Raw genomic sequence first — 26,962 nt, 5'->3', positions numbered from 1 at the left:
GAGCCGGGTTCGCCGGCGGCGGGACGGCGACCGGCGCGCGAAGCGCCGGGCCCGCGACGGCGGACCCGGCGCTTCGCGGACTCGCGTCTAGGCCAGCGTGATGTTGTCCAGCTCGGCGTAACCGGTGCCGCCGCTGAAATGCGGCGAGCCCTTCGCCAGGCGGATCACGTTATAACCCGCCTTCAGGTTCACCGTGACCTGCACCGTGGAGAACTGGCCCCAACCCGACGTCGGGGGATAGGACACGGTGGACCATGCGCTGCCGTTGTAGGCCAGCCCATGCGTCGAGGTCGCGCCGGTGCCGTTGGCGTACCTGATGGTCATCGTGTACGCGCGGGCCAGCGGCACGTTCACGGTGAAGTCCACGAAGGAGTCCGAGCGCATGTCCGTGTCGTTGTCGATCCGGCCCACGTAGAAACCGTTCGACGCGTTGCCCGAGCCGAACGTCTCGGCGTTCACGACGGTGTTGTTCTCGGCCTCGTACACCTGCTGCCACGAGGTCGTCGGACCGTTCACGGGCGTCACGACCAGCTGGTATGCCGCCTCGGCGTCCATGTTGTTCACCGGCACCGAGATCGCGCCGTTCGAGACGGTCATCGTCGTGGTCGAGATCGTCGTCGGCGCCGTGACCGCGGTGTGGCGTCCCGAGCCCGGCGTCGAGAGGAGCTGGACCCGCACCTGCGAGCCGAACGAGCCCAGGCCGGTGACCCGGACCGTGTTGTTCCCGTAGTCGCCGCCGAAGACCGTGTTCACGATCTTCCTGCTCGAGTCGTACGAGGCCACGCCGTCGAGCCACGAGTCGGGGGTGGTCTCGACGATGTTCCCGGTCATCGCGCCGTACCAGCGGTACAGCCAGTACGAGGCGGTCGGCTGGTTCTGCAGCGTGAACAGGCCGTCGAAGGTCCCGGCCTCGAACCAGTAGGCGCGGTGCGCCTCGCGGGCGCCGTGGCGCTCGAACACGGCCATCCAGTGCAGCGCGACGCTGGGGATGTCCATCTGGTTCAGGCTGTTGTACTCGTTGATCGCGATCGGCCGCGGCGAGATGCCCAACTGGCGCTCGATCGCGCGGTAGTCGGCCACGTGGTCGTCGAAGTTGTTCCAGTCCATGTCGGTCAGCTCGTGCCAGACCATCACGTCGGGGACGGTGTTCGTGTTCCTGGCGTGCGTCATGAACGACAGCATCAGGTCATGGTCGTAGTACGACCAGCTCGGGCCCACGATCGGCGTCACGGGGTCGAGCGAGTCCACGAGCTTGTACGTGCGCTCCCAGCCCGCGTTGAACGAGCCGGCCTGGCTCGTGTTCCAGGTCCAGTCCGGCTCGTTCCACAGCTCCCAGCCGTGGATGTTGGTCATGTCGGTCTCGGCGAGGCGCGCGTTGACCATGGTGCGGACCTTCGACTCCCAGTCGGCCCAGCCGCGCCAGACGTAGGGGAACGACGGGTAGATGTCCGGCATGCGGATGAACTGCTGCGCGCCCGAGCGGATGAGGTTGTCGCCGACGTGGAGCGAGTCGCAGCACGGCTCGGTCGCGCCGTTGCCCAGGTGGGTCGTCCCCGGCGCGGGCTGCGTGAAGCTCGTCGGGTTGAGCGGCAGGAGCATCGCGGTCGTCGGCTGGGAATCGGAGCCGACGCCGTAGAGGCCGCCCGAGGCGACCTGCGTGGCGGGGCGGACGACGTCGCCGACGTCCACGGTCAGGGTGAGGCCCGCGGCGTTCGCGGGGGCGGCGGCCCCGGCGATGACGGCGCCGAGCGCGAGCGCGACGACGCTCAGCCGTGTCACCGCCCGGGTGAGACTTGGAAATCTGCGCAGTGGAAGCATGGTTTCTCCTCGTTGAGGGTCGAACCGGTTCGACGGGTCTATACCGGACTGACGCTAGTTTCGAACCGCGTTCGATGCAAGTTCTTCGATATAACAGACTCATATACTCGAAAAACCTTCTCAGGAGCGACTTGCGTCAGACGCGTCACGGGGTTAAGCTCCGAACCGGTTCGACACTTTGCTCGCAACACTGCGCGTCGAACGGAGGAGGAACTCATGGCCACCATCGGGGACGTCGCCCGTGCCGCGGGCGTAGCCCGCTCGACCGCCTCGTACGCCCTCACCGGCAAGCGGGCCGTCTCGGACGAGGTCCGCGCCCGGGTGCGCCAGGCGGCCATGGAACTGGGCTACACCCCCAACGCCGGAGCCCGCGCGCTGGCGACCTCCCGCTCCAACGTGATCGGGCTCCTCGCCCAGTTCCTGCCCGACGAGTTCGCCCCCGCGATGCTCCAGTACATCCAGGGCGTCACCGACACCGCCCGCGACCTCGGCTACGACATCCTGCTCAGCTCCGACGCCGACGGCCGCGGCGCGCTCAAGCGCATCACCGACTCCCGCATGGTCGACGGCGTCGTCCTGCTCAACGTCGCCGAGCAGGACGACCGCCTCCCGGTCCTGCGCGACGCCGCGCAGCCCGGCGCCCTCGTCGGCTTCCCCGGCGACTGCACCGGCGTCGACGTGTTCGACCTCGACTTCGAGGAGGCCGGCCGCGTCATGGTCGAGCACCTCGCCCGGCTCGGCCACCGCGAGCTCATCCTCGTCTCCCAGCCCGAGCACGTCATCGAACGCGGCGGCGCGTACGTCTGGCGGCTCCAGAACGCGGCCGTGGAGGCGGCCGCCGTGAACGGCGTCGTCCTCCACACCCGGTACGGCTCCTCGTCCCAGCCGCAGATCGGCCGCGACCTGCACGCCTTCCTCGACGCCCACCCGAACGCCACCGGCCTGCTGCTCAACAACGAGGCCGCCGCGGCGGCCCTCCCCACCGTGCTGCACGAGCGGCACCTCACCGCGCCCGGCGACCTCTCGGTCGTCGGCCGCTACTCCGACGAGTTCGCCCGCACCTTCTCGCTGCCCTACTCCTCGATCGAGAGCGCCCCGGACCGGCTGGGGCGCATGGCCGTGCGCCAGCTCGTGCGCCGCATCGAAGGCCAGGTCCCCGAGAACGACCCCTACGTCGTCCGCTTCGTCGCCCCCGAACTCGTCGACCGCGGCAGCACCGCCCCACCGCTCGGCGACGCTCGCGAGCCCTGAGCGAGCGCCGCCCACCCGGCAAGGACCCATCCCTCAAAGCCGGCCGGCGAAGTCGCCGACCGGATCCGTTCAAGGAGGAACCACCCATGAAGCATCCGATTCCCCTCGCCCGGTCCGCCGCGGCCGGCCTGGCCTGCGCCGCACTGGCGTTCGCCGCCGCCTGCTCCGGCGGAGGCGGCGACGACCGGGACGCCGACACGTACACCTGGTGGGACCCGTACCCCCAGCACGCCGACGACTCCGAGTGGGCCGCCCGCGTTGCCGCCTGCGGCGAAGAGGCCGGCGTGACCATCGAGCGCACCGCCTCCGACACCACCGCGCTCACGAACCAGGCGCTGCTCGCGGCCCAGGAGGGCACCAGCCCCGACATCATCCTGCTCGACAACCCGGCCGTGTCCACCCTCGCGGAGACCGGCATGCTGACCACGATGGACGAACTCGAGCTCGACGTCTCCGGCGTCGACGAGAACCTCCTCGCCGCCGGGGTCGTGGACGACCAGACCTACGGCATCCCGATCGGCGCCAACACGCTCGCGCTCTACTACAACGCGGACGTGCTCGCCGCCGCCGGCGTGGACCCGGCCTCCGTCACCGACTGGGACTCCCTGACGAACGCGCTCGCCCAAGTTACCGATAACGGCGCCAAGGGCATCACCTTCGCCGGCATCGGCACCGAAGAGGGCTCGTTCCAGTTCCTGCCCTGGTTCTGGGGCGCCGGCGCCGACCTGCGCCAGCTCGACTCGCCCGAAGCCGTCGCGGCCCTGGAACTGTGGACCGGCTGGCTCGACGCGGGCTACGCGCCCGACTCGGTGATCACCAACTCCCAGAACACCACCTGGGAAGAGTTCCTCACCGGCGAGTACGCCTTCGCCGTCAACGGCACCTGGCAGGTCAACAGCGCCGCCGAAGCCGGATTCGCCACCGGCGTCATCCCGCTCCCGGCCCGCGACGGCGGCGCCGCGCCCGCCCCCACCGGCGGCGAGTTCATCATCGCGCCCGTGCAGGCCGACACCGAACGCTACGACGTCACCCGCCAGATCGCCGAATGCATGACCACGCCCGAGGGCTTCGTCGAGACCGCCACCACCTTCGCCTACTACATCCCGCCGACGACCGACGGCCAGAACGCGCTGCTCGAAGCGCGGCCCGAACTCCAGCCGTGGGTCGACGCCGTCCGCGAAGCCAAGGGCCGCACCAGCGACAACCTCGGCACCGACTACCCGGTGATCTCCGAGGCGCTGTGGACCGCGGTGCAGAACGCGCTCTCGGGCTCGGCCACGCCGGCCGACGCCCTCGCGCAGGCCCAGACGGACGCGGCCGCCGAGACCGGCTGATCAGGAGCAGGAAACCCATGACCACGACCTCGGTCGACACGACCGGACGTGCGTCCCACGGCAGTGCGGCGGGCCCCGGGCCCGCCGCACCCGCCCCGGGCGCGCGCCGCCGCCAACCGCGGGGCACCGCGCGGCAATGGACCGCCTTCGGATTCGCCGCGCCGCTCATCGCCTACCTGCTCGTGTTCTACGCCTACCCGCTGTGGCGCAACGTCGAGCTGAGCGTCCACGACTACACGGTGCGGGCCTTCGTGCAGGGGGACCCGGAGTTCGCCGGGTTCAGCAAATACGCCGAGGTGTTCGGCTCCGGCTCCTTCGGCACCGCCGTCGTCAACACCGCGCTGTTCACCGTCGTCTCGATCGTCTTCCAGTACTCGATCGGCCTGGCGCTGGCGGTGTTCTTCCGCGGCAACTTCCGGCTCTCGGGCGTCCTGCGCGCCCTGTTCCTCGTGCCGTGGCTGCTGCCGCTCATCGTCTCCTCCTCCACATGGGCGTGGATGCTCAACAGCGAGAACGGGATCGTCAACTCGGTGATCGAGGCGTTCGGCGGCGAGCAGATCAACTGGCTCACCTCGCCGGACACCGCGCTCATCGCCGTCATCATCGCGAACATCTGGCTCGGCATCCCGTTCAACCTGGTGATCCTCTACGCCGGGCTCCAACAGGTCCCGCCGGAGCTCTACGAGGCCGCGTCCCTCGACGGCGCGTCGGCCCGCGCCCAGTTCTGGCACATCACGCTCCCGCTGCTGCGCCCGGTCTCGGCCATCACGCTGCTCCTCGGATTCATCTACACGCTCAAGGTGGTGGACGTCATCTGGATCATGACCACCGGCGGCCCCGGGAACGCCTCGCTCACCCTCGCGGTGTGGTCCTACCGGGAGGCCTTCGGCACCGGCCAGCCCGACTTCTCGCCCGCGGCGGCGATCGGCAACCTGCTCATCGTCATCGCGCTCGTCTTCGGCTTCGTCCACCTGCGCGTCCAGCGGATCGGGGGCCGCTCATGACCGCCCGGCCCTGGTGGAAGACGATCCTCGGCGTCGTGCTCACCGCGATCATGCTGTTCCCCGTCTACTGGATGGTGAACGTCTCCCTCACGCCCACAGGGGAACTGCGCAAGACCCAGTGGTTCCCCGTGCACCCGACGCTCGAAGGCTTCGAATCGGCGCTGTCGCAGCAGCTCCCGTCCCTCGGCACCAGTCTCGTGGTGGGCGCGGGCTGCGTCCTCCTCACGGTGGTCGTCGCCGCCCCGGCCGGGTACGCGCTCGCGATCCTGAACCTGCGCGGCGGCCGGGCGCTGAACTTCCTGCTCCTGGTGGCGCAGATGATCCCCGCGGTCGTGATGGCCATGGGCTTCTACGCGATCTACGTGCGCCTCGGCATGCTCAACACGGTGTGGGGCCTCATCATCGCGGACTCCACGATCGCCGTCCCGTTCGGCGTCCTGCTCTACACGACGTTCATGGCGGGCATCCCGCGCGAGCTCATGCAGGCCGCCCACATCGACGGCGCGGGCGCCTGGCGCACGTTCACCAAGATCGTGCTGCCCGTCAGCCGCAACTCCACGCTCACCGTGGCGCTGTTCGCGTTCCTGTGGGCCTGGTCGGACTTCATCTTCGCCTCGACCCTCAACCGCTCAGGCGAGTTCGTGCCGATCACGCTAGGGATCTACCAGTACATCGGCAACAACACCACCCAGTGGAACGCGATCATGGCGACCGCCGTGGTGGCGTCGCTCCCCGCGGCGATCCTCCTGGTCGTCGCCCAACGCTATGTGGCCGCCGGCGTGACCGCCGGGGCCGTGAAGGACTGAACCAGTGCGAGACCACATCCACGGCCCCGTCGATCCCCCCGGCCGCCTGCGGGGCCTCGGCATCGACGAGTTCCGGCTCCACGGCGGATTCTGGGGCGGGCTCCAGGCCCGCAACAGCGCCGCCACCCTCCAGCACTGTCTGGAGTGGATGGAACGGCTCGGCTGGATCGCCAACTTCGACCGCGTCGCCGAGGGCGCCACGGCCGGGCCGCGGCCCGGCTGGCAGTTCTCCGACTCGGAGGTCTACAAGCTCATGGAGGCCCTCGCCTGGGAGCACGGGCGGACCGGCGCCGCCTGGGCCGACGAGACCCTGGCGTCCCTGACCGAACGGGTGGCCGCGGCCCAGGACGACGACGGCTACGTGAACACCTGCTACGGCCATGCGGGCCAAGCGGATCGATACAGCGACCTCTCCGCGGGCCACGAGCTGTACTGCACCGGCCACCTGCTCCAGGCGGCCGTGGCCCGGGTGCGGACCGCGGGCGAGGACAAGCTCGTGGAGGTCGCCCGCCGGGCGGCCGACCACGTGTGCCGGGAATTCGGCGAGGACGGCCGGGACGGCATCTGCGGCCACCCGGAGATCGAGGTGGGCCTGGCGGAACTCGGCCGCGCACTGAACGAGCCCCGCTACACCGAGCAGGCCCGCCTGTTCCTCGAACGCCGCGGCAGGGGCACCCTGAAGCCGATCGCGCTGCTCGACGCCTCCTACTTCCAGGACGACATGCCGATCCGGGAGGCGGACGCCTGGCGCGGCCACGCCGTGCGGGCCCTGTACTTGGCGGCCGGGGCGATCGACGTCGCCGTGGACACCGACGACGCGGATCTCCTCGCTGCGGTGGAGCGCCAGTGGACCCGCAGCGTCGAGCGCCGCACCTACCTCACCGGCGGCATGGGCTCAAGGCACCAGGACGAGGGCTTCGGCGAGGACTGGGAGCTGCCGCCGGACCGCGCCTACTGCGAGACGTGCGCCGGGATCGCCTCCGTCATGGTCTCCTGGCGGCTCTACCTCGCCACCGGCGACGTGCGGTACGCGGACCTGATGGAGCGCACCTTCTACAACGTCATCGCCGCCTCTCCGAGCGAGGACGGCCGCGCCTTCTTCTACGCCAATCCGCTTCAGCAGCGCAGCGCGGCGGCGGACGTGCGCCCCGACGAGGTCAACCCCCGCGCCGAAGGCGGCGTGCGCGCCCCGTGGTTCGACGTCTCCTGCTGCCCGACCAACCTCGCCAGGACCCTCGCGAGCTGGCAGGCGTACGCGGCCGCCGTGGACGGCGACGCGGTCTCGCTGCTGCAGTACGCCTCCGGCGATCTCACCGTCAGGCTCGACTCCGGCGACCTGACCCTCCGGATCGACACGGCATATCCGCATGAGGGCGCGGTCCGCATCGAAGTGGTGGCCGCTCCCGAGGGCCCGGCTGAGCTGCGGCTGCGGGTTCCGCACTGGGCCGAAGGCGCCGCGATCGCCGACGCGACAGGCCGCCGCGAGGCCGCGCCCGGCTGGGCGGAAGCACGGGGGCCGCTGCACGTCGGCGCGACCATCGAGCTGCACCTCCCGGTCGAACCGAGGTTCACCTGGCCTGATGAGCGGATCGACGCCGTGCGCGGCTGCGTCGCGGTCGAGCGCGGCCCCCTTGTGCTGTGCGCCGAATCGATCGATCTGCCGTGGCCGCTGGAGTCCCTCCGTGTGGACGCGACGCATCCGCCGCGCACGGAAGGAGACGGCGCCGTGCTCCAAGCGACCGCGATGCCTCCCGCGCCGGAAGGCGGTCCGCTCCCGTACCGCTCGACCCGATCGGTCGGTGAACCGATCACTCCGGCACCGGTTCGCCTGATCCCATACCACCGCTGGGCGCAACGAGGCTCCACTGCGATGCGAGTCTTCCTGCCGACCATGTGAGAGGAGGCAGGATTCGAGGTCGGTTCGACTGGGCTGCAATACATCAGCGACGGCAAAGTGTTTCGGGTCCCGGGTCCCGGGCCCCGGGGGCTGGGGCCAGGCCGGGATCGGTTGTGCTGCAACCTGGCAACGACGGGGAGGCCGCTGCCTGACTCAGTGTCTGTAGCCGGGGCCGGGCCGACCGGCGCGGCCCCACCCGGCAGGGACAGCACGGCGGTTGCTTGGCCGGAGCCAGGGCCGGGCTTGATTCGGTTGGCCTGCAAACCATCAGCGACGGCTAGGCAGGTGGTCGACCCAGGATGAGCGGCCGAGGTCAGACTGGTGTTCGGGCGGGCTTCAACCTGGCAGCGACGGCGAGACCGGTGGTCGACTCGGGGTGCGCGGCCGTGGCCTGGCCCGGTTTTGGGTGAGGGTCAACCCGGCAGCGATGATGAGGTTGGTGGAGTGTCGCCGAGGGTGTGTGGCCGCGGCCGGGTCCGGTGTCGGGCGGGGTGCAGGCCTGCAGCGACGGCGAGGCAGGTGTGTGGCAGGGGGTGCGTTGCCGGGGTCGGCCGGTATTCGGACGGGCTGCAACCTGGCAGCGACGGTGAGGCTGGAGTATTGCCGAGGGTGTGTGGCCGGGGCCGAGCCGGTTTGGGGCAGGGTCCATAGCCTGACCACGGTGATGAGGCAGCTGCCTGATCCGGGGCCTGCGGCCGGAGTGCCGCTCGGTTTGCGGTTGGGTGGCAGCCGGTTGACGGTGGTCGGACCGGACCCGTGCCGAGGAGGCTCGGCCGCTGCCGCTGCCGCTGCCGCTGCCGCTGCCGGTAGAGGTGGCAGCTGCGGTGTCGGTGACGTCTGCCGCTCGCCCGGCTTCGCGGGTGCGCACGCGAGGGCAGGGGGAGGGGCAGGGCATGGTCGAGTTCGTCGTGTCCATCGTTCTTGGCACCTCCTTCCCGTGTCCCGTGTCCCGTGTCAGGTGCGGTGGCTGCCGTCAGCCTGCGCCCGGTGGTCCCGGCCTTCGAACTCCCGCTGCAACCAGCGGTCCTGGCCTTCCATCCCCACCTGTAACCTGGGGTCTCAGCCATCCGTGCCCAGCCGCAGCCGGTCGTCGGCCTCCCGCCTGCAATGGCGGTCTGTGCCTTCGCTCTTCGGCTTGCATCCGGTCGTCGGTCTTTAGCTTGCACCCTGCGGTTTCAGCCGTGGGTCTCCAGCCTCCGGCCGCTATTCGGTGTGGGGCAGCTCCTTTCGCCTGCGGTCGTCATCGTGCGTCGTGGTGTTGACGCCCGGTGTTCCCGGCCTGGCGGGGCCGGCTGGTTCCGGCCTGGCCTCTGCCCACCGGGTGCGTCTCCTCGCTCATGCCCTACGGGGGCGCTTCTACGGAGACGGTGGTACCGGGGCGGAAACGAGGCGAGTGGGGCCACCGCGTGGAGGCGTGGTCATCTCGGCATCGGCGCTGCGAAGGAGTATCCGGCCAGAGGCTTATGTCGTAGTCTGCTTACCACCGGACTCTGCTCCGCTTACACGAATTCCGTATCCTTGTACGTACCTCAATTATCCTCGACCCCACACTCGACCGCATCACCCACAAGATGCGAAGACTTTCACGTTCCATCACGGCCTCACAGGGCCCCAACGGAAACCGGCCGCAGCCCGCCCCCGCGGCCCATTCCCACGACCCGACAGCCGCACTACCGCCCTGACACTCCGCCTGCCTCGTTGTCGCCGCCCGCTTGAACCTCAACCATCGCCGCACCCCGCAGCCGAGCACTCACCCCGACCATTACCCACCCCGTTGTCGCCGCCGCTCGAACCTTGACAACCCTCCACCAGGCGGCCGAGGACCAGCCTGGATTCCTCACTCGCCTTTGTCGCTGCCTGCTCGTAGCCCGTCCACCCGCTCACTCCGGCCTTTGCGCCCAGGCCGTTCGCCAGCGCCGTTCCAGGGTCTCGACCGCTCGCCGGACCGGCACGGCAATGGACATGCAGCCCAGCAGAACTACGGCGACGAGCTTCCGCCCGAATGCCGCCCGGCACCGGATGACGAGGGGCTCCTTCACGACGACCGAGTCGAACTCGACCGTTCCCTCTCCAGGCGCGCGTGGGCCTCCTCGAGCTCCGCGCGCAGCCGCCGCGTCTCCAGCTCCATCTCCAGGACCAGCTTGACCCCCGCCAGGTTGAGCCCGGCGGCCAAGAGTTCGCCGATGCGTCTGACGCGGTCGAGGTCGTCGTCGCTGTACCGGCGGGTGCCGCCGGACGTGCGGCTCGGCTCGACCAGGCCCCGGGCCTCGTAGACGCGCAGGGTCTGCGGCGCGACGTTCAGCAGCTCGGCCGCCACCGAGATGCCGTAGACGGCCTGGTCGGACGAGGGCCGGGCGAGATGCTGCGGCTGGTGCTCCAATGTTCCTCCAAGTCGACGGGAAGACATGCCGTCAGTTTATCTCCTTCGAGAGGGTGGACAAAACCTCAATCCGGTGTTATATATTTTCTCGTATCCAACCGTAACTGACACCTACGCAGGAGGTGACTGGCAATGCTGATGCGCACGGACCCGTTCCGCGAGCTCGACCGTCTCGCTCAGCAGATGCTCGGACGTACCGATGGACAGCTCCACATGCCGATGGACGCATGGAAGGAGGGCCACAGCTTCACGGTCGAACTCGACCTTCCCGGCGTGAAGGAGACCGACATCGACCTCGAAGTCGAACGGAACGTCCTCACGGTGAGGGCCGAGCGCCGCACGGTCGAGACCGGCGACCGGGAGATCATCCACGCCGAGCGCCCGACGGGCACGTTCACGCGGCAGATCTTCCTCAGCGACGCGCTCGACACCGAGAACGTCGAGGCGGTCTACCGGGACGGTGTGCTCAGGCTGAAGATCCCGATGGCCGAAGAGGCGAAGCCGCGCAAGGTCGTGGTCAGCGCCGGCAAGCAGGCCATCGAACAGTAATCCGCCGCGACCGCGGCGAACCCCGATCACCGCCGCGCCGGCGCGCCACCGAGCGCGCCGGGCGGCCCGCTTGGAGCACCCACCATGAGCGGACAGGTCTATTTCTCCATCAACGGCATCCCCGACTACGAGCTGTACTGCGACCAGTGCGGCGCGCGGTTCCAGTGCGAGGACGATTCGTTCTACAGCTGGCCGGTGCTGTGCGACGCCGCCGAGGCCGAGGGCTGGCGGGTCCACTCCGGCGTGGACGGCTCGCATGAATGCGGCGACTGCGCTGCCGCGCCGCGCGCACGCCGCGACCGCCTCGTGGCCGCATGAACCCGCCGCCTCCGGTGCCATGGCACCGGAGGCGGCGTCATCCGATCGTTCGGTCGGCGGCGACCCGGCCCTCAGGCCGAAGCGGGGACCCGCTCGACCACCGGTTCCTCACCGACCTCGACCCGTTTGCGGCCCAGGTTCAACGCGCCGATGACGACGGCGAGGACGGCCGCGCCGAGCGGCACCAGGAGCGCGGCCCGGTAGCCGTCGAGCAGCGCCTGCGGCGAGTCGCCGCTCGTGGCGGCCACGTTGACGGCGGCGACCGCCGCGAGGCCGAGCGCGGCCCCGAACTGGAACGACGTGTAGAGCAGCCCGCCGGCCAGGCCCTGCTCCGACTCGTCGATCCCGTTGGTGGCGATGATGGTCAGCGGACCGTAGGCGAGCGTGAACGCCAGGCCCATCGAGACGAGGCTGGGCAGCATCGCCACGTAGGACGTGCCGGTCCCGGCCGGCAGGAACAGCGCGAACGACAGCGCGGCGAACCCGAGCCCGGCCAGGAGCACCGGGACGTTGCCGAAGCGCCGCGCCAGCTTCGGCGTGAGCGTCGGCGCCAGCGCCACGTCGATCCCGAGCACGAGCATCGCGAGGCTCGCTTCGATGGTCGACCAGCCGCGCAGTTCTTGGAGGTAGAGCACGACCAGGAACTGGAAGCCGAAGAACCCGGCCATGAACAGCACGCCGATGAGGTTGGCGCGCACCAGCGGCCCCGAGCGGAAGATGCCGAGTCGCACCAGCGGGTCGACGGCGCGCCGCTCGACGGCGATGAAGGCGCCGATGAACGCGAGGCTCAGCGCGACCGCGCCGATCGTCCAGGCCGGGCCGACGTGGGAGGCGCGTTCGACGGCCAGCACGAGCAGGACCACCGCGGCGGTGACCGTGATGCTCCCGAGCAGGTCGAACCGCTGTCCGCGCCGTTCGGGACGCGCCGACTTCGGGATGACGGCGATCGCCGCGATCAAGAGGACCAGCGTGAGCGCGACCGGCATGAAGAACACCAGCCGCCAGTCGACGGCGGTGAGGAGGCCGCCGATGACCAGGCCGAGCGTGAAGCCGCCCGCGCCGATGCCGCCGTAGATCATCAGCGCGCGATCGCGTTTGGGCCCCTCCTCGAACGTGGTGGTGATGATCGAGAGGCCCGCCGGGGTCATGAACGCCGCGGCGAGGCCGGTCGCGAACCGGGCCGCGATGAGCGTCGCCCCGTCCTGGGCGAAGCCGCCGAGGCCGGAGAAGACCAGGAACACGACGAGCGCGGTCAGGAACACCCGGCGCCGTCCCAGCAGGTCGGCGGCGCGGCCGCCCAGGAGCATGAAGCCGCCGTAGCCGAGGACGTAGGCGCTGACGACCCACTGGAGCGACCCGGTGGCCAGGCCGAGCTCCTCGCGGATCGAGGGCAGGGCGATGTTGAGCATGGCGATGTCGATGCCTTCCAGGAAGATCGCTCCTGAAAGGACGAGCAGCACACCCCATTCGCGGGCTTTCATGGGAACTCCTTGTTCGGTGGCGTTGTCGAGTGGTGGTTTCACTGGGCCCGCCAATCGTCGTTCCGCGCCGCGCTGGGAACAACGGCGAAGTGCGCAACGTTCATTTACTCAGACTTACCGATGCGGAGGACGCCGATGGAACGCGACGAGCTGGAGGGCTTCCTGACCCTCGCCGAGGAGCTGCACTTCGGCCGGACGGCGGAGCGGATGCGGCTCTCGCGGGCGCGGGTCAGCCAGTTGATCCAGCGCCTGGAGCGCCGGCTCGGCGCGCCGCTGTTCGAGCGGACCAGCCGCCGCGTCGTGCTCACCGAGCTGGGGCGGCGCTTCCGCGAGGAGGTCGAGCCGCACCACCGCGCCATCGAGGACGCGTTCGCGCGCGCCGCCGCCAGTGCGCGCGGCCTGAGCGGGACGCTGCGCGTGGGCTTCTCCGCGGCGCTCACCGGGGAGATCGCGATGCGGGCGGTCGACCGGCTGCGCGAGGCGTATCCGGAACTGGCCGTGGAGATCTGCGAGATGTCCTTCACCGATCCGTTCGGCCAGGTGCGCGAACGCTACTACGACGTGCAGTTCATGGAGCTGCCGGTGCGCGAGGACGACCTGGCGAAGGGCCCGACGCTGCTCACCGAGGGGCGGGTGCTCGCCGTCGCCGCGCACCACCCGCTCGCGGCCCGGCCGTGGCTGACGATGGAGGACCTGTCCGCGACCGACCTGGTGTCCGTAGAGGGCGACATGCCGGACTACCGGCGCGATCTCCAAGCCCCCGCGCGCACCCCGAGCGGCCGGCCGATCGGCTCCGGCCCGGCGGTCACCAGCCTGCAGGAGGCGCTGATGCTGGTCGCGGGGGACCGGGGCGCGTTGCTGACCGGCGCGCACACCGCCGTCTACCAGCCGCGGCCCGGCGTCGTCTACCTCGAAGTCGTCGACGCGCCGCCCGTGCGTTACGGCCTGGTGTGGCGCGCGGGCGAGGACACCGACGCGGTCAGGGCCTTCACGCAGCAGGTCGCCGTGGAGGCCGAGACCGCGAGCACGCCCGCGATCGCCCCGGCCGAACTCGGGAAGTCGCCTGCGCTCCTGACCGAGTGAGCACCTCGCCCGCGATAGGCTCGCCCTCGGAGACTTGGGGGGAGCGGATGACGGAGTTCGAGTACGTCCAGGCGGTCACGACCATCGGCACCGAGGAGGCCGCGACCGCGCTGGCGGCGAGCGCGGTGGAGGCCCGGCTCGCCGCGTGCGCCCAGGTGACCGGCCCGGTCACGAGCACCTACCGGTGGGAGGGCGAGCTCGAGACCGCGAAGGAGTGGCAGGTCGTCTTCAAGACCACCGCCGCGTCCTATCAGGATCTGGAGTTCCACATCAAGGCCGAGCACGGCTACGACGTCCCGGAGATCATCGTGACGCCGATCGTCACCGGCAATCCCGCCTACCTCGAATGGCTCAGGGCCGAGACGACCCGCTGAAGCCTCGCGCCGACCGGTCCGTGGAGCGCGCCGATCCGGCCGTTCAGCGGTCGGCGTAGAGCGCTTCCAGCTCGCGGCGCAGCAGCGGATCCGGTTCGGCCTCGACGCGCTTCAGCAGCCGATCGGCCTCCGCCAAGGTCATGGCGTGTTCCCAGCGGCGTCGGTACAGGTAGGCGTCGAGCGAGCGGTGGCGCGCGCAGAAGCGGTCCAGGTTCCGCAGCAGCTGCGCGTGCATGAGCCGTTGCGCCACCGCCGGGTCGGGATCGGCCAGCGGGTGGATCTGGTGGTAGTTGACCGCCTCGGCGGTCAACGAGAACCGCACGCCGAGACGCCCGAGCCGGTAGCTGAGATCGGTGTCCTCCAGCCCCCACCCGGTGAAGGACTCGTCGAACCCGCCGATCTTCTCGACGGCCTCGCGCGGCACGGCGAGGTTCGCGGTCGTGGCCAGGGCCCAGTCGAAGCGGAATCCGGTCAGGGCGGGGCCGAACGCCTCGATGATCGCGCCGTGGTTGTCCCGTTCGTCGCCGAGGTCCGCACTGGCGAGCGCCTGGTGCGGGTCCGCCTCCAGCGCCCCGGCTTCGAGCAGGCGGATCGGCTCGGCGAGCCGGTCGCGCCCGCCGACCCGCATCACCAGCCGCATGAGGTCGTCCCGGCTCAGCGGGAGCACGCCCGGCCGCCAGAAGGTCAGCGCCCGGCGCTTCCAGCCGATGACGCCGCCGCCGCCCGCGGCCGCGACGTGCCCGGCGACGAACTCGGGCGCGGCCATGCGGTCGTCGTCGATGAAGACGACCAGGTCACCCGAGACGCGGGCGAGCGCGGCGTTCCGGGCCGCGGCCCGGCCCCGGTTCTCCTGCACCACCACGGTGAGATCGAGCCGGTCCCTGAAGGGCGCGACGACGTCCTCGACGCCCCCTGCGGTCCCGTCGTCGCACAGCACGACCTCGAACCGCCGATACGTCTGCGCGAGCAGCGACTCGAGCGTGAGCGCGAGGTAGTCGCGTTTGTCGCAGGTCGCCATCACCAGGCTGACGTCGACTCGCTCTGCCATCCGGGCCTCCTCGGCAGCGGTTCCCGCGGGGGCCGTGGCGGGCGGCGGCCCTCGGCGATGGTATCCGCCGATGTCCATGCGTCCCGGCCTCGTCGACGCGGCCCCGCGCCCCCCGGAGAAGAAGAGCGCCCCGATGCTCCGGTCGAGGGAGAAAGGATTGGTGCGCCTCCGCCGTATCAGGCGAGGGCCCGGACGCACCGGTCCCGAGCAGACCTGGAGGTCACCGTGAAGACCGACAGGCCGCCCGGCTCACCGCCGGCATGCCCGAACAGCGGTACCTCGCACGGCGAACCGCCGCCCTGGGACGCCGGGCCGGCGAGCCGCACTGAGCGCTCGCGCGGCGCCGCCGCGCGGGAAAGTCGCCGAAATCTGCATGAACACCCGCATTCCCGGGAATCTGAGGTCACCTACGACCGGTCAGGAGGCGAGCGCCCACGTGACACTCGAACCCGTGAACGTCGGGAAACGGAAGATCGGCCCTTACGCGCGGGACACCATCGCCCGCGCGCACGAGGTCTCCCGCCGCGGCGCCGCGCTGCTCACCGTGCCCGCACGCCTCCGCAAGACCGTCGAACGCCGGGCCCGCGACCTCACCGGCCGCCGGATTCGATCCCGGCTCGGCGCGATCCCGATCGCCGACCTCGCCAAGCTCACCAAACCGGGCACCGGCATCCCCGCCCTCGAACAGGCCGGATACGCGACCGTCGCCGATCTCGACGCCGCCGCCGACCGCCGCCTGCTGGCGATCCCCGGCGTCGCCGAGCGCACCGTCCAGGAGGTCCGCAGAGCGATCGCGAACCTCACCGACGAGATCACGGCCGCGACCCGCATCGAACTCGACCCCGAGGAACGCCCCGACGCCGAGACCTCCCTGCTCACCGCGCTCGTGGCCGAACGCGCGACCCGCCTCGCCGTCGACGCGATCCGCGAACCCCTGAGCCGGTACGACGACGGCCTCGACGCCCACCTGCCCACGGCCGAACGCGCCACCAGCCGGTGGCGCATGTTCTGGACCGGCCGCCGACGCCGCGCCCGCGTCATGAGAGCCTTCATCACCGTCGAGTCCATCGCCGACGGCGTCGAAGCCCGCGAGCTGGTCGACGCCATCGCCGAAGCCGAACGCCGCGCCGACCTCGACGCGTACGACGCCGACGCGGTGTGGCGCGAATTCGAATCCGACGCCGCCTACTACATGACCGCGCTCGCGACCATCTCCGGCGCCGACGTCGCCGACTTCGAGGCCCTCGACGACTTCGTCGACCCCGAACAGCGGCGCAGCATCGAATCGCTGCCGCTCGACGACCGGAGCCTGCGCACCCCGCTGCGGCGATACCAGCGTTTCGGCGCCCAGTACGCCCTCCACCAGCGCCGCGCGATCCTCGGCGACGAGATGGGCCTCGGCAAGACCGTCCAGGCGCTGGCCGTCTGCAGCCACCTCGCGTCCACCGGCCGCCGCCACTTCCTCGTGGTCTGCCCGGCGAGCGTGCACACCAACTGGATGAGCGAGATCCGCCGCCACACCACCTTGCAGCCGTTCAGCCTCCACGGCCCCTCCCGCGACGAGACGGGGGAGGACTGGCTGCGCGAGGGCGGCGTCGCCGTCACCACCTACGACACCCTCCACCGCCTCGAGTTCCTCGACCGCGCGCCCCGTGCCGAGATCTCGGCGCTGATCGTGGACGAAGCGCACTTCATCAAGAACCCGCAGGCCAAGCGCTCGGCCGCCGTCACCGAGCTCGGCGACCGCGCCCACGTCACGCTCTACCTCACCGGCACGCCCATGGAGAACCGCGTCGAGGAGTTCCGCAGCCTCATCTCCTACCTCCGCCCCGACCTCGCCGACCGCGTCGAAGCGGGCGGCGCCATCGCCGGCGCGGAGGTGTTCCGCCGCCTCGTCGCCCCGGTCTACCTGCGTCGCAACCAGGAAGACGTGCTCGACGAGCTGCCCGAGCGCATCGAGGTCGAGGACTGGGTGCAGCTCACCGACCCCGCCCGCTACCGCTCCGAGGTGAAGGCCGGGAACGTCATGGGCATGCGCCTCGCGGCCTCGGCGATCACCGAATCCGAGAAGCTCGAGCGCCTCGCCGAGATCGTCGACGAGGCCGTCGGGGAGGGCCACAAGATCGTGGTCTTCACCTACTTCCTCGAAGTCCTCGAAGCGGTCGACCGCAAACTGGGGCCGCTGGTCACCGGCCGGATCGACGGCCAGGTCCCGCCGAGCGCCCGCCACGAGCTGATCGAACGCTTCGCCCGGACGCCCGATCCGGCGGTCCTCCTCGCCCAGATCGAGGCCGGGGGCGTGGGCATGAACCTCCAGGCCGCCTCGGTCGTCGTCCTCTGCGAGCCGCAGTGGAAGCCCAGCACCGAAGAGCAGGCCATCGCCCGGGCCCACCGCATGGGCCAGGCCCGGCGCGTCCAGGTCCACCGCCTCCTCGCGAAGGACTCCGTCGACGAGCGCATCCGCGAGGTCCAGCAGGGCAAGGAACTCCTCTTCGACCACTACGCCCGCACCAGCGAAGCCGACCCCGACCGCCTCGACGACGAGGCGACCTCCCTGGAAGACCGCGCTGTCAAGGCCGAACGCCTCCGACTGGGCCTCGACTGAACGCCGGTCGGGCTCAGCCGGGTTTGACGCGCCCCAGTTGGGTGCGGTTGGCGATGCCGAGCTTCGCGTAGGCGTGGGACAAGTGGGTCTTCACCGTCGCGCGGCTCATGAACAGCCTGCCGGCGATCTCCGGATTGGTCATGCCGGTGATGGCGAGTTCGACCACGCTGACCTCGGTCGGCGTCAGGCTCGCCCATCCGCTCGCCGGCCGGGCCCGAGTGCCGCGCGCTCGACGCGCGTACGCCACGGCCTCCTCGAGCGTCATCGACCGCCCCGCCTCCCGGGCCGCGTTCTCGGGCGACGCCTCCCCTCGGCGCGCCGGGAGGCCGAACGCCGCTCGGGCCCGGTCGCACGCGCCGAGCAGCCTGGCGGCCTCCACCGCCGCGCCCGCGTCCTCGGCCAGTGCGGCGAGGTGTTCGAGGCTGCTGACGCAGCCGAGACGCAGCCCGTGCTCGGCGCGCAGCGCGAGCGCCTCGTGATGGGCGTCCTCGGCCCGCTTGGGGTCGTCCGCGAGGAGGCCCGCGACCTCGAACGCGTCGGCGACGAGCCCGGGCATGCCGAGCTCCCGGCCGGCGCGCATCGCCAGCGCGGCATGCTCGGCCGCGGCGGGCGCCGCCGGCTCCCGCAACGCCCGGGCGAGCCCGAGCCGCGACTGCGGAGCCAGCAGATGCTCGGGGAACCCGCCCGGATTCGCCAGGTCCCGCTCGTACCAGCGGACGGCCTGCTCGGCGTCGCCCACGCTGCGGTGCAGGTCCCCGACGCAGCCGAAGAGGCCGGGAATGAACGGCGGCGGGTCGACGCCCTCGACGATCCGCAGCATCGGATCGACGGCGGCCCAGGCCTCCTCGATCCTCCCGGCCCACAACGCCACCCGCGTCAGCGCGACGCGCGCCGTGCCGACGCGGTGGTAGTCGGCGAGCGGCTCGGCCAAGGCCAGCGCCTCACGGGCCAGGCCGGCCGCCCGGGGCAGGTCGCCGCCGTGGGCCACGCTCAACGCGAGGAGGCAGCACGCCGTGGAGGCGACCTCCCTGTCGCCCCGGGGCACGAGTCCGCGCAGTCCGTCCTCCAGCAGCACGGCGGCCTGCCGGTGGTCGTCGCGCAGGTGACAGACGATGCCCATGAGGACGGTCGCGCTGTCGTGGACGAAGCCGTCGCCCAGCCGCCCGGCTCGCGCCCGGGCGTCGGCCGCCATGTCGCGGGCGGCTTCGAGATCGTCGTGGAGCCGGTCGATCGCGGCCAGCGTCAACGCGAGGCAGGCCGCGCGCGGCTCGTCGACCGCTTCGGCCGCGGCGAACGCCCGCGCCGCGACGTCGCCCGCGATCGGCCCGTGGGTGTCGGCGACCAGCGCCAGCCCGGTGAGGAGCCGCGCCTGGAGCGGGGTGGGCTCGTCCGCCCCCAGCTCCACGGCCCGGCGCAGCAGCTCCAGGCCCTCGCGGCCGCGCCGATCGGAGTGCCAGAACCACGGCAGTTCGGCGGCCAGGCGCCGCCCGGCAGACGGGTCCTCTCGCGACAGACCCCACGTGACGGCCGCGTGCAGGTTCTCGTACTCGGCCGCGACGCCCGCCCGCCACGCGTCCTTGTCGGCGTCGATCAGCGGCCGCAGCGTCCCGGTCAGCGCCAGGCAGGCCTCCAGGTGCCGGTCGCGCACCGACGCGATCGTCCCCGCGGCCGTGAGCCGCCGCTCGGCGTATTCGCGGACGGTCTCGAGCATGCGGAACCGGGTGACCGCGCCGCCCGTGTCGGCCGTCAGGAGCGACTTCTCGACCAGGCGCCGCAGGCCCTCCAGGACGGCGACGGGCTCCTCGTCGGCGCACAGCGCCTGCGCCGCGGCGGCGGTGAAGCCGCCGCGGAACACGCCCAGCCGCTCGAAGAGCCCGCGGTCGGACTCGTCGAGCAGGCCGTGGCTCCATGCCATCGAGGCCGCGAGCGTCTGATGCCGCGCCGCCACGCCGTGCGGACCGCGGATGAGCAGCCGGAACCGGTCGTCGAGGCCGTCCAGGATCTCCCGCGGCGAGAGCGTCCCCGACCATGCCGCGGCCAGCTCGACCGCCAAGGGCATGCCCTCCATGCGGGCGCAGGCCGTGGCGATGATCGGATCGGTCGCCGCCGTGCCGAGTCCTCGGGCGCGCTCGGCGAAGAGCCGAACGGCGTCCGCCCGGTGCATCGGCGGCACCTGCCACGCCAGTTCGCCGGGCACCCGGAGCGCTTCGCGGCTGGTGCACAGGACCGTCAACCGCGGGCACCTCCGGAGCAGCTCGCCCACGACATCGGCGGCGGCTGCGAGGACGTGCTCGCAGTTGTCGAGGCACAGCAGCAGCCGCCGGTCGGCCACCTGCCCCGCGACGACGCCCACGGCGTCGCGGTCGGCGGTGCGCAGCACGCCGAGGGCCGCCGCGACCGACTCGACGACGGCCGCCGGGTCGTCGATCGCGCTGAGATCGGCCCAGTGGACGCCTTCGAAGCCCGCCGCCGCGCGGGCCCCGCGGATCGCCAGGCGAGTCTTGCCGCAGCCGCCGGGCCCGACCAGCGTCACCAGGCGCGCCGAGGCGAGCGCGGCGTCGATCGCCCGCAGCTCGTCGTCGCGTCCGACGAAGCTGGTCAGTTCGAGGGGGACCGCGGAGTCGTCCATGGGTCGAGTCTGCCACTCGGCCACGTCCGCGCGCGATATCGGCCACCTGGCCGATCTTCCGCCTCGCCGATTCGGCCACGATGGTTCTCATCAGCGAGAACACTCGAATCAAGGAGTCATCATGAGTGAGAACGACCAGACGATGCCGCTCGGCCCCGACCCGGCGCTGGCGCTGCTGGACCGGTTCGTCGGCGACTGGGCGATGGAGGGCCGCCTGCTCGGATCGGACGAGACGACCATCAAAGGCCGGGCCGCCTACCGCTGGCTGCCGGGCGGGTTCTTCCTGGAGCAGCACGTCGAGCTCGACTTCGCGGGCATGGTGCGGATCGACAGCCTGGAGCTGGTCGGCTACGACCCCGAGACGGGGCGCTACCCCTCGCAGGTCTACTCGAACATGTCACCGCAGCCGCTGCCCTACACGTGGGCGATCGACGGCGACGACGTGACCATCACCGTCGCGTACGGACCGATGGACGCCACGTTCACCGGGCGGTTCAGCGCCGACGGCACGGCGTTCTCCGGCGGCTGGCGGCCCAACCCCGGCGCCGACGAGAACGTGAACATCGCCTACGACGTGAGCGGGCGCCGGGTCTGAGCCCGGTGCCGGAGGTGAGGACCGATCGCATGTCCGCGACAGAGCCGAGTTTCACCGTCTCCCGAGTGGTCGCCGCCCCGGTCGAGCGGGCCTGGGAGGCCTGGACCGACGCCGACCTGATCCGCCGCTGGTGGGGCCCGCAGGGGTTCGTCGGCAGTGCGCCCCGGGTCGACTTCCGCGAAGGCGGCACGACCCTCGTCGGCATGAGCATGGAGGGCGGGCCGGAGCTGTTCAACACCTGGACGTACACCCGCATCGTCGAGCGCCGGCGCATCGAGTTCGTCTCGCGCTTCGCCGACGGTTCCGGCGCCGAGATCGACCCCGCCCAGGTGGGGCTGCCCCCGAGCGTGCCGTCAGCGGTCCGCCATGTCGTCACCTTCGAGGCGGTCGACGACGGGACCGAGGTCACGGTCGAGGAGTTCGACTACGAGCCGGGCCCGATGCTCGAACAGTCCAAAATGGGCCAAGAGCAGGTCATGGACAAGTTCGCGGCGCTGTTCCCCGCGAAGTGAACCCCGGCGGCCCCGAGCGCGAGCGCTCGGGGCCGCCGGGCGGCAGCGGGAACGCGAGCATGGGCCTGACCCCGTCCCGGCGATCACCCGCCGCTCCGCCACCGCGCGGTTCCCGTGCGGCCTCCGCAGGGCGCTCGCGCAGCGGACCCGGCACGGCCTCGCGTGTGCGATCAGTCGTCGAGGCGGTCGGCGCGCATGGCTCGCAGGAGCGCCGGGAGCCCGACCGTGAGGCCTTCGCGTTCGCTGGGGGTCATCGCCGACGCCCAGCGCTCATACCGCTCGTGGAGCACCCGCGCGGCGTCGCGGTGGAGCCGCCGGCCCTCGGCGGTGATCGCGAGCCGGTAGACGCGCCGGTTGTCGGGATCGCGGTGGCGGGTCAGCAGGCCGGCGGCTTCGAGGTCGGCGACGAGGCGGCTGACGCTGCTCTTCTCCAGTCCGAGGCGTTCGGCGAGTTCGCGTTGGGACATGCCGGCGCGATGGTCCAGCTCATGGATCGCGAACAGCTGCGACATCGACAGCACCCGGCCGGGGAGCAGCCCGTCCAGCAGCGTGAACTCGGCGGTGCGGACGAGGTCCAAGAGCAGATGGTGCAAGTGGTCGGCGTCGGATCCCATCGCCCCTCCCTCGTCCCCGTCGGTTGCGCCCTGCAACTGAACATCGTAGACTGAAGAAAGTTGTACGATACAACCGTTGGAGGTTCGCATGCCGCACGACCCGCGAGGACACTCGCACGGCGAGGCCATCGAGGGCCGCCACAGCCGCGGTTACGACCGGATGGCCCGCCTGCTCATGAAGCCGCTCTATCGCCGGATCGCCAAGGACGTCGCGGCGTCCGCGCCCCAGGGGGCCACGCTGCTCGACGTCGGCACCGGCCCCGGGATCCTGCTGGCGGCCCTCGGACCGATGCGCCCCGATCTCCGGTTCGTCGGCGTCGACCTCTCCGCCGACATGATCGACCACGCGAGACGCAACCTGGCCGACTTGCGGGACCGACTGGAACTCCATGCCGCCGACGTCGCCTCGCTGCCGCTAGACGACGGCCGCTTCGACCTCGTCGTCTCCACCTACAGCTCCCACCACTGGGGCGACCCGGAGGCGGGGGCCGCCGAGATCGCCCGCGTCCTCCGCCGCGGCGGACGCTTCGTCGACTACGACTTCCCGCGCGCGCCCTTCGACGCGCTGACCCGCCGATCCGGCCTCGACCGCGTGCGCGCGACGCGCTTCAAGACCGGCTTGGGCCCGCTCATGAAGACCCTGCGCTTCGAGGCCGCAGCGAGCTGAGCCGTCGGCTGCCGTCCATGCGGCTTCGACAAGGACGCCGACGTTCGCCGGGTGCGAGGACCGTCAGCCCTCCACGATCGGGCGCATCTTCGGGCAGCGCCTCGTCCCGGTCCGCTCGCCGGAGCCGACCAGGGCGCCACCTCGAGCCCCGCCTGGGAACGAACCGGCTGACCCGCAACACCGTGCCGAGCCCTGTACGGCTCGGCCGCAAAGCGTCTACGCTCTTGCGGTGGCACCGCACCGATACCGCTCCGAGATGGAAGACAGCCACCGCTGGCTCGACTTCCCGATGCGCGACGACGACATCGTCATCAACACCCGCTCCAAACACGGCACCACCTGGATGCAGATGATCTGCGCCCTCCTCGTCTTTCAGACCCCGGACCTGCCGGCACCGCTCCCGGAACTCTCCCCGTGGCTCGACTGGACGATCGAGCCTGAGGAAGCGGTGTTCGCCAAGCTCGAAGCGCAGGAGCACCGCCGGTTCATCAAGACCCACACGCCGCTCGACGGCATCCCGGTCCACCCGTCCGCCCGCTACATCGTGGTGGCCCGGCACCCGCTCGACGCCGCCGTGTCGCTCTACCACCAGGGCTCCAACCTGATCCGGGAACGCATCGCCGAGCTCACCGGCGAACCCGTGCCCGCCTCCAAATCCGGGAAGCGACCGGCGCCGCGCGATTGGCTGGCGAGGTGGACGCTTTCGGACGACGACCCGCGAGAGTCCCCTGACATGTTCCCGGGCGTGATGGCGCACCTGAGCGATGCCTGGGCGCGGCGAGCGGAACCGAACCTCCTGCTGGTCCACTACGCGGACCTCTCCAGCGATCTCGACCGCGAGATGCGGCGGATCGCCGACTGGCTCGGGATCGAGGTGCCCGAGGCGCGCTGGCCCGAGCTGGTGAAGGCCGCGGGCTTCGCGGACATGAAGGCGAAGGCCGAAACGGTCGCTCCCGATCCGTTGGGGCTCATGCGCAGCCGCGACGCGTTCTTCCGCCGAGGAGGCTCGGGCGCAGCGGCGGAGTTGCTCACCGCCGAGGAGCTGGCCGCATATGCGGCGCGCGTGGAGGCCGCGGTGCCGAGCGATCTGGCGGACTGGCTGCACCGGCCGTAGCCGTGCCCTCTTCGCTGTCGGCCCAAGCCGGTGAAACGATCGAGACGACCGGAACGGCCATGCCGAACGCGAGGGCGGAGCGGAGCACGAGCCATCGACCATACCGGCGTCCGCGATCCGGGCGCCCCGACTCGGACCCGCCTGCTGCAGACTCGACGTCGTGACCGATATCGGCCACGCACACCACCCGATCTGGAGGGAGACACCGTGCAGCGCATAGGCATCATCGGAGTGGGGGAGATCGGCCGCGCCATCGTGACGGGCCTCTGCGAGGGGGTCGACGAGGCGCCGGAGGTGTTCCTCTCCCCCCGGGGAGCCCGCACGGCCGCGGAGCTGTCCTCGCGTTACGAGGGCGTGCAGGTCTGCGCCGGCAACCAGGAGGTGGTGGATCGCTCCGAAGTGGTGATCGTCGCCGTGCGCGCACAGGACCGGCGCGAAGCGCTCGCCGGACTGAGCGTGGACGACGGCAAGACGGTGGTCAACGTGATGGCCGGTGTCGCCAACGAGGACCTCCGCCGGACGCTGGCCACCGACGCCGCGCTGGTCCGGGCCATTCCGCTGCCCTCCGTGCGCGAACGCCGCTCCGTCACCGTGACGTTTCCGTCCCATCCGGTGGCGGACGCGCTCTTCGACCGGCTGGGCGGGGCGCAGCCGCTCGACGACGAGGCCGACTTCGATGTCCTCTCCGCGCTGACGGGGACGTTGACCACCCACTACGCCTACCTCGCCGCGCTCACGTCCTGGGCCGCCGATCAGGGCATCGCCTCCGACGTCGCCGACCGCTATGTCCGCGGGCTCTTTCAAGACGTGGGCCGCGCCCTCGGCGACGAGTCCCGCTCCCTGGACCGGCTCGCCGCCGACCACGAGACTCCCGGGGGCAGCAACGAACGCATCCGCACCACGTGGTTCGACGCGCCCAACGCGGCAGCCCTCCGCAGGGCCCTGGACGGCCTCCTCGCCGACCTGCGGTGACACCGCTCCGCGGGATTCGCGAACCGGACGCGAACGGCCCGCGGCGGGTGGTCGTCCCGCCGCGGGCCGTTCGCGATGGCGGACCCGGCTAGTACCAGGACCAGCCGTCGGGGTCGGTCGCGGTTTCGTCGGCCTGCAGCCAGGACCAGCCGTCGGTCTCGGACGAGGCGTCGGCCTGCAGCCAGGACCAGCCGTCGGTCTCGGACGAGGCGTCGGCCTGCAGCCAGGACCAGCCGTCGGTCTCGGAGGCCGAGGCGGCCGCGGTGAAGCCCAGCGTGGCCAAGGCGCCGGCCGTGGCCGCGACGCCCGCGCGGATGAGGAATGTCTTCGCGATCATGGGTGCTCCGTCGGTGCTCAAGCCGCCGCTGCCCTGAGGGAAGCGGCGGCAGGGTTGGAACGAACTTCTCACGACGGAGCGTAATCGCGAACCGACAAGTGCCGCAATGCATGACAAGTGGATGGCAAGTGCGCGGCAACCGGGGCCGCCGCACGGCCGGTGTCAGCGGTCGCACCACCATGCCGAGCGCGCCGTGCCGAGGAAGCAGAGGACCAGGATCGACAGGACGAGCCCGGTGCAGTCGAACTGGAAGGTGACGTTCGTGCCCTCTCGCACCGGGAGCATCGCCGCGAACAGCACCGCTTGCGCGGCCGCCTGGAATCCGATGCTGATGCTTTCGACGACGAGAGCGCCCCGGCGAGCCGAGGCGGAGCGCCGCATGATCCCCAACGCGAACCGGGCGCGCAGGACGGCGAAGACGATCGTCTGCACCGTCCAGACCACGAGCAGCACCGGAATCCAGTCCGCCAGCCCGGGGACGAGTTGGACGAACAGGTCGCGTCCCACGGTCATGGAGACGGCGAGCATGAGCCCGCCGAGGATGCCGAGTCCGAAGAGGATCCACATGAGCACGACGGCGGCCGTGGTCACTCCGGGCCTGCGCGGGGGTTGGTAGTGCGGCGCGGGGTAGGCGTAGTGCTGGGGATGGGGGTACACGGGGTACTGCGGGGGATCGGTCAACGGTCGGCCCTCCAATGCTTCTCGTACCGAACGGCGCGGCCGCCGTTCGCGCGGGGGCGACGGCGGCCGCGCTTGAGGCGGCTTCCGCAAGGAAGCCGCCTGGATGGTCTCAGGACTGGGACAGGTGCGCCTTGGCCTCGTCGTAGCCCGCCTCGCCGGCGGTCGGCGCAGGTCCGTAGACGAGGTGCAGCACGCCGGTCGTGAACGTCTCGGACTTGATCAGCCGCAGCGGGATCGTCTCGCCCTCGTCGAACAGCCGCATGCCTTTGCGGACCGCGATCGGGTGCACCAGCAGGTGCAGCTCGTCCACCAGACCCGCCTCCAGCAGCCTGCGGACGACCGAGATCGAACCGCTCACGGCGATCGTGCCGTCCCCGGGGCCGTTCTTCAGCGCGGTGACGCCTTCGACGAGGTCGCCCTCGAGCTGCTCGGCATTGCGCCAGGAGAATTCGAGGTGCTGCCCGGAGACGACGACCTTGCGGATGTCCCCGAGCTTCTCGGCGAACTCGGCGTCCTCCCCGCCCTCCTTCTCCCGCTCGGGCCAGGCGCCGGCGAAACTGTCGTAGGTGCGGCGGCCGAGGAGGAGCGTGTCGGCCCGGTCGAGGCTCGCCCCGACCGCCGCGCCCATCTCGTCGTTGAAGTACGGGAAATGCCATTCGTGCGGTTCGTCGACGACGCCGTCGAGCGAGATGAACAGATCGGCGGTGAGTGTCTTCATGATGGTGCTCCTGTGCGGGAATGTGGATGTCGTCGATCAAGACGACGCGGTCCGGACGAATTCATCGCCGGTCGGTGACGATCGCGCTCCGCGAGGCGTTCGAGGAACGGCGCGGACGGTCGGGACGGCCCTGGGCCCGGTTCCCGCAGTCGCGTTGCCCTGCGCCGCGCGGCCC

At 71.2% G+C, this 26,962-nt stretch carries 24 protein-coding genes; 15 read left to right on the top strand and 9 right to left on the bottom strand.

The genetic code is table 11. The annotated features are described in order from the left end of the window. Nucleotides 1-87: 87 nt before the first annotated feature. Nucleotides 88-1,818 (bottom strand): carbohydrate-binding protein, encoded by a 1,731-nt coding sequence (locus K3N28_RS21415; protein WP_228094797.1) that lies wholly within the window; start codon nt 1,816-1,818, stop codon nt 88-90. 216 nt (nt 1,819-2,034) lie between these two features. Between K3N28_RS21415 and K3N28_RS21410 the strand changes: the two genes are divergently transcribed. From K3N28_RS21410 to K3N28_RS21390, 5 genes are all read left to right on the top strand, one after another. Then, complete coding sequence (locus K3N28_RS21410; RefSeq protein WP_228094796.1) at nt 2,035-3,069, top strand: LacI family DNA-binding transcriptional regulator; 1,035 nt, start codon at nt 2,035-2,037, stop codon at nt 3,067-3,069. A gap of 86 nt (nt 3,070-3,155) precedes the next feature. Then, nucleotides 3,156-4,403: an extracellular solute-binding protein gene (locus K3N28_RS21405; protein ID WP_228094795.1), complete on the top strand. Its 1,248-nt coding sequence runs from the start codon at nt 3,156-3,158 to the stop codon at nt 4,401-4,403. 17 nt (nt 4,404-4,420) lie between these two features. After that, nucleotides 4,421-5,407 carry a carbohydrate ABC transporter permease gene (locus K3N28_RS21400; protein ID WP_228094794.1) on the top strand — a complete coding sequence of 329 codons (987 nt, stop codon included), beginning with the start codon at nt 4,421-4,423 and terminating at the stop codon, nt 5,405-5,407. Next, nucleotides 5,404-6,213, top strand: a complete 810-nt coding sequence (locus K3N28_RS21395; protein WP_228094793.1) for a carbohydrate ABC transporter permease — start codon at nt 5,404-5,406, stop codon at nt 6,211-6,213. The genes K3N28_RS21400 and K3N28_RS21395 overlap by 4 nt, the downstream gene beginning before the upstream one ends. Before the next feature lie 4 nt (nt 6,214-6,217). Next, the gene (locus tag K3N28_RS21390) at nt 6,218-8,110 is read left to right on the top strand and encodes a glycoside hydrolase family 127 protein (RefSeq protein WP_228094792.1); all 1,893 of its coding nucleotides are present in this window, start codon (nt 6,218-6,220) and stop codon (nt 8,108-8,110) included. Nucleotides 8,111-10,145: 2,035 nt separating this feature from the next. Here K3N28_RS21390 and K3N28_RS21385 read toward each other — a convergent pair. Beyond that, nucleotides 10,146-10,517 carry a MerR family transcriptional regulator gene (locus K3N28_RS21385; RefSeq protein WP_228094791.1) on the bottom strand — a complete coding sequence of 124 codons (372 nt, stop codon included), beginning with the start codon at nt 10,515-10,517 and terminating at the stop codon, nt 10,146-10,148. A gap of 105 nt (nt 10,518-10,622) precedes the next feature. Here K3N28_RS21385 and K3N28_RS21380 point away from each other — a divergent pair, with 105 nt between their 5' ends. Together K3N28_RS21380 and K3N28_RS21375 are read left to right on the top strand one after the other, a co-directional pair. Next, nucleotides 10,623-11,039: an Hsp20/alpha crystallin family protein gene (locus K3N28_RS21380; protein ID WP_228094790.1), complete on the top strand. Its 417-nt coding sequence runs from the start codon at nt 10,623-10,625 to the stop codon at nt 11,037-11,039. An 84-nt stretch (nt 11,040-11,123) separates the two neighbouring features. Beyond that, the gene (locus K3N28_RS21375) at nt 11,124-11,357 is read left to right on the top strand and encodes a hypothetical protein (RefSeq protein WP_228094789.1); all 234 of its coding nucleotides are present in this window, start codon (nt 11,124-11,126) and stop codon (nt 11,355-11,357) included. A gap of 71 nt (nt 11,358-11,428) precedes the next feature. On the opposite strand, the gene K3N28_RS21370 is transcribed toward K3N28_RS21375, so the two are convergent. Further along, nucleotides 11,429-12,838 carry an MFS transporter gene (locus K3N28_RS21370; RefSeq protein ID WP_228094788.1) on the bottom strand — a complete coding sequence of 470 codons (1,410 nt, stop codon included), beginning with the start codon at nt 12,836-12,838 and terminating at the stop codon, nt 11,429-11,431. A gap of 135 nt (nt 12,839-12,973) precedes the next feature. Here K3N28_RS21370 and K3N28_RS21365 point away from each other — a divergent pair, with 135 nt between their 5' ends. Both K3N28_RS21365 and cutA read left to right on the top strand, forming a co-directional pair. Next, on the top strand, nt 12,974-13,921 hold the full coding sequence (locus tag K3N28_RS21365; protein ID WP_228094787.1) for a LysR family transcriptional regulator: 948 nt from the start codon (nt 12,974-12,976) through the stop codon (nt 13,919-13,921). A gap of 47 nt (nt 13,922-13,968) precedes the next feature. Beyond that, nucleotides 13,969-14,295 (top strand): divalent-cation tolerance protein CutA, encoded by a 327-nt coding sequence (cutA, locus tag K3N28_RS21360; protein WP_228094786.1) that lies wholly within the window; start codon nt 13,969-13,971, stop codon nt 14,293-14,295. 43 nt (nt 14,296-14,338) lie between these two features. On the opposite strand, the gene K3N28_RS21355 is transcribed toward cutA, so the two are convergent. Beyond that, nucleotides 14,339-15,343, bottom strand: coding sequence for a glycosyltransferase family 2 protein (locus tag K3N28_RS21355; protein WP_228094785.1), 1,005 nt, complete (start codon nt 15,341-15,343; stop codon nt 14,339-14,341). 451 nt (nt 15,344-15,794) lie between these two features. On the opposite strand from K3N28_RS21355, the gene K3N28_RS21350 reads away from it, so the two are divergent. Next, complete coding sequence (locus tag K3N28_RS21350; protein ID WP_228094784.1) at nt 15,795-17,948, top strand: DEAD/DEAH box helicase; 2,154 nt, start codon at nt 15,795-15,797, stop codon at nt 17,946-17,948. 13 nt (nt 17,949-17,961) lie between these two features. Here K3N28_RS21350 and K3N28_RS21345 read toward each other — a convergent pair whose 3' ends face one another. Next, a complete protein-coding gene (locus K3N28_RS21345) occupies nt 17,962-20,577 on the bottom strand; it encodes a LuxR C-terminal-related transcriptional regulator (RefSeq protein ID WP_228094783.1) in 2,616 nt (871 codons plus the stop codon). A gap of 121 nt (nt 20,578-20,698) precedes the next feature. Between K3N28_RS21345 and K3N28_RS21340 the strand changes: the two genes are divergently transcribed. Next, the gene (locus K3N28_RS21340) at nt 20,699-21,172 is read left to right on the top strand and encodes a DUF1579 family protein (protein ID WP_228094782.1); all 474 of its coding nucleotides are present in this window, start codon (nt 20,699-20,701) and stop codon (nt 21,170-21,172) included. 29 nt (nt 21,173-21,201) lie between these two features. Then, a complete protein-coding gene (locus K3N28_RS21335; protein ID WP_228094781.1) occupies nt 21,202-21,684 on the top strand; it encodes an SRPBCC domain-containing protein in 483 nt (160 codons plus the stop codon). A 170-nt stretch (nt 21,685-21,854) separates the two neighbouring features. Here the strand turns inward: K3N28_RS21335 and K3N28_RS21330 are convergent, their stop codons facing one another. Then, nucleotides 21,855-22,298, bottom strand: a complete 444-nt coding sequence (locus K3N28_RS21330) for a MarR family winged helix-turn-helix transcriptional regulator (RefSeq protein ID WP_228094780.1) — start codon at nt 22,296-22,298, stop codon at nt 21,855-21,857. A gap of 88 nt (nt 22,299-22,386) precedes the next feature. Here K3N28_RS21330 and K3N28_RS21325 point away from each other — a divergent pair, with 88 nt between their 5' ends. The 3 genes from K3N28_RS21325 to K3N28_RS21315 all read left to right on the top strand — a co-directional run bounded on the left by K3N28_RS21325 (nt 22,387) and on the right by K3N28_RS21315 (nt 25,051). Continuing rightward, complete coding sequence (locus K3N28_RS21325) at nt 22,387-22,965, top strand: class I SAM-dependent methyltransferase (RefSeq protein ID WP_228094779.1); 579 nt, start codon at nt 22,387-22,389, stop codon at nt 22,963-22,965. A 229-nt stretch (nt 22,966-23,194) separates the two neighbouring features. Beyond that, complete coding sequence (locus K3N28_RS21320) at nt 23,195-24,079, top strand: sulfotransferase domain-containing protein (RefSeq protein ID WP_228094778.1); 885 nt, start codon at nt 23,195-23,197, stop codon at nt 24,077-24,079. A gap of 207 nt (nt 24,080-24,286) precedes the next feature. Next, nucleotides 24,287-25,051, top strand: a complete 765-nt coding sequence (locus tag K3N28_RS21315; protein ID WP_228094777.1) for an NAD(P)-binding domain-containing protein — start codon at nt 24,287-24,289, stop codon at nt 25,049-25,051. 88 nt (nt 25,052-25,139) lie between these two features. Here the strand turns inward: K3N28_RS21315 and K3N28_RS21310 are convergent, their stop codons facing one another. The 3 genes from K3N28_RS21310 to K3N28_RS21300 form a co-directional block, all read right to left on the bottom strand. Continuing rightward, entirely contained in the window at nt 25,140-25,388 is a 249-nt protein-coding gene (locus K3N28_RS21310) for a hypothetical protein (RefSeq protein WP_228094776.1), read from the bottom strand. A gap of 162 nt (nt 25,389-25,550) precedes the next feature. Further along, entirely contained in the window at nt 25,551-26,069 is a 519-nt protein-coding gene (locus K3N28_RS21305) for a hypothetical protein (protein ID WP_228094775.1), read from the bottom strand. A 109-nt stretch (nt 26,070-26,178) separates the two neighbouring features. Then, nucleotides 26,179-26,787 carry a dihydrofolate reductase family protein gene (locus tag K3N28_RS21300; RefSeq protein WP_228094774.1) on the bottom strand — a complete coding sequence of 203 codons (609 nt, stop codon included), beginning with the start codon at nt 26,785-26,787 and terminating at the stop codon, nt 26,179-26,181. Nucleotides 26,788-26,962: the final 175 nt, after the last annotated feature.

Source organism: Glycomyces sp. TRM65418, assembly GCF_019710475.1.
In the GTDB taxonomy this organism is placed as follows: domain Bacteria; phylum Actinomycetota; class Actinomycetes; order Mycobacteriales; family Micromonosporaceae; genus Glycomyces.
The sequence above is the reverse complement of the archived record's forward strand: the minus strand, read 5'-3'. Positions and strand labels throughout refer to the sequence as shown.

What these genes read in the sequence shown, in the direction of transcription:
- K3N28_RS21415 (WP_228094797.1), bottom strand. Translation starts at nt 1,818, where the DNA reads ATGCTTCCACTGCGCAGATTTCCAAGTCTCACCCGGGCGGTGACACGG.
- K3N28_RS21410 (WP_228094796.1), top strand. Translation starts at nt 2,035, where the DNA reads ATGGCCACCATCGGGGACGTCGCCCGTGCCGCGGGCGTAGCCCGCTCG.
- K3N28_RS21405 (WP_228094795.1), top strand. Translation starts at nt 3,156, where the DNA reads ATGAAGCATCCGATTCCCCTCGCCCGGTCCGCCGCGGCCGGCCTGGCC.
- K3N28_RS21400 (WP_228094794.1), top strand. Translation starts at nt 4,421, where the DNA reads ATGACCACGACCTCGGTCGACACGACCGGACGTGCGTCCCACGGCAGT.
- K3N28_RS21395 (WP_228094793.1), top strand. Translation starts at nt 5,404, where the DNA reads ATGACCGCCCGGCCCTGGTGGAAGACGATCCTCGGCGTCGTGCTCACC.
- K3N28_RS21385 (WP_228094791.1), bottom strand. Translation starts at nt 10,517, where the DNA reads ATGTCTTCCCGTCGACTTGGAGGAACATTGGAGCACCAGCCGCAGCAT.
- K3N28_RS21380 (WP_228094790.1), top strand. Translation starts at nt 10,623, where the DNA reads ATGCTGATGCGCACGGACCCGTTCCGCGAGCTCGACCGTCTCGCTCAG.
- K3N28_RS21375 (WP_228094789.1), top strand. Translation starts at nt 11,124, where the DNA reads ATGAGCGGACAGGTCTATTTCTCCATCAACGGCATCCCCGACTACGAG.
- K3N28_RS21370 (WP_228094788.1), bottom strand. Translation starts at nt 12,838, where the DNA reads ATGAAAGCCCGCGAATGGGGTGTGCTGCTCGTCCTTTCAGGAGCGATC.
- K3N28_RS21365 (WP_228094787.1), top strand. Translation starts at nt 12,974, where the DNA reads ATGGAACGCGACGAGCTGGAGGGCTTCCTGACCCTCGCCGAGGAGCTG.
- cutA (WP_228094786.1), top strand. Translation starts at nt 13,969, where the DNA reads ATGACGGAGTTCGAGTACGTCCAGGCGGTCACGACCATCGGCACCGAG.
- K3N28_RS21355 (WP_228094785.1), bottom strand. Translation starts at nt 15,343, where the DNA reads ATGGCAGAGCGAGTCGACGTCAGCCTGGTGATGGCGACCTGCGACAAA.
- K3N28_RS21345 (WP_228094783.1), bottom strand. Translation starts at nt 20,577, where the DNA reads ATGGACGACTCCGCGGTCCCCCTCGAACTGACCAGCTTCGTCGGACGC.
- K3N28_RS21340 (WP_228094782.1), top strand. Translation starts at nt 20,699, where the DNA reads ATGAGTGAGAACGACCAGACGATGCCGCTCGGCCCCGACCCGGCGCTG.
- K3N28_RS21335 (WP_228094781.1), top strand. Translation starts at nt 21,202, where the DNA reads ATGTCCGCGACAGAGCCGAGTTTCACCGTCTCCCGAGTGGTCGCCGCC.
- K3N28_RS21330 (WP_228094780.1), bottom strand. Translation starts at nt 22,298, where the DNA reads ATGGGATCCGACGCCGACCACTTGCACCATCTGCTCTTGGACCTCGTC.
- K3N28_RS21325 (WP_228094779.1), top strand. Translation starts at nt 22,387, where the DNA reads ATGCCGCACGACCCGCGAGGACACTCGCACGGCGAGGCCATCGAGGGC.
- K3N28_RS21310 (WP_228094776.1), bottom strand. Translation starts at nt 25,388, where the DNA reads ATGATCGCGAAGACATTCCTCATCCGCGCGGGCGTCGCGGCCACGGCC.
- K3N28_RS21300 (WP_228094774.1), bottom strand. Translation starts at nt 26,787, where the DNA reads ATGAAGACACTCACCGCCGATCTGTTCATCTCGCTCGACGGCGTCGTC.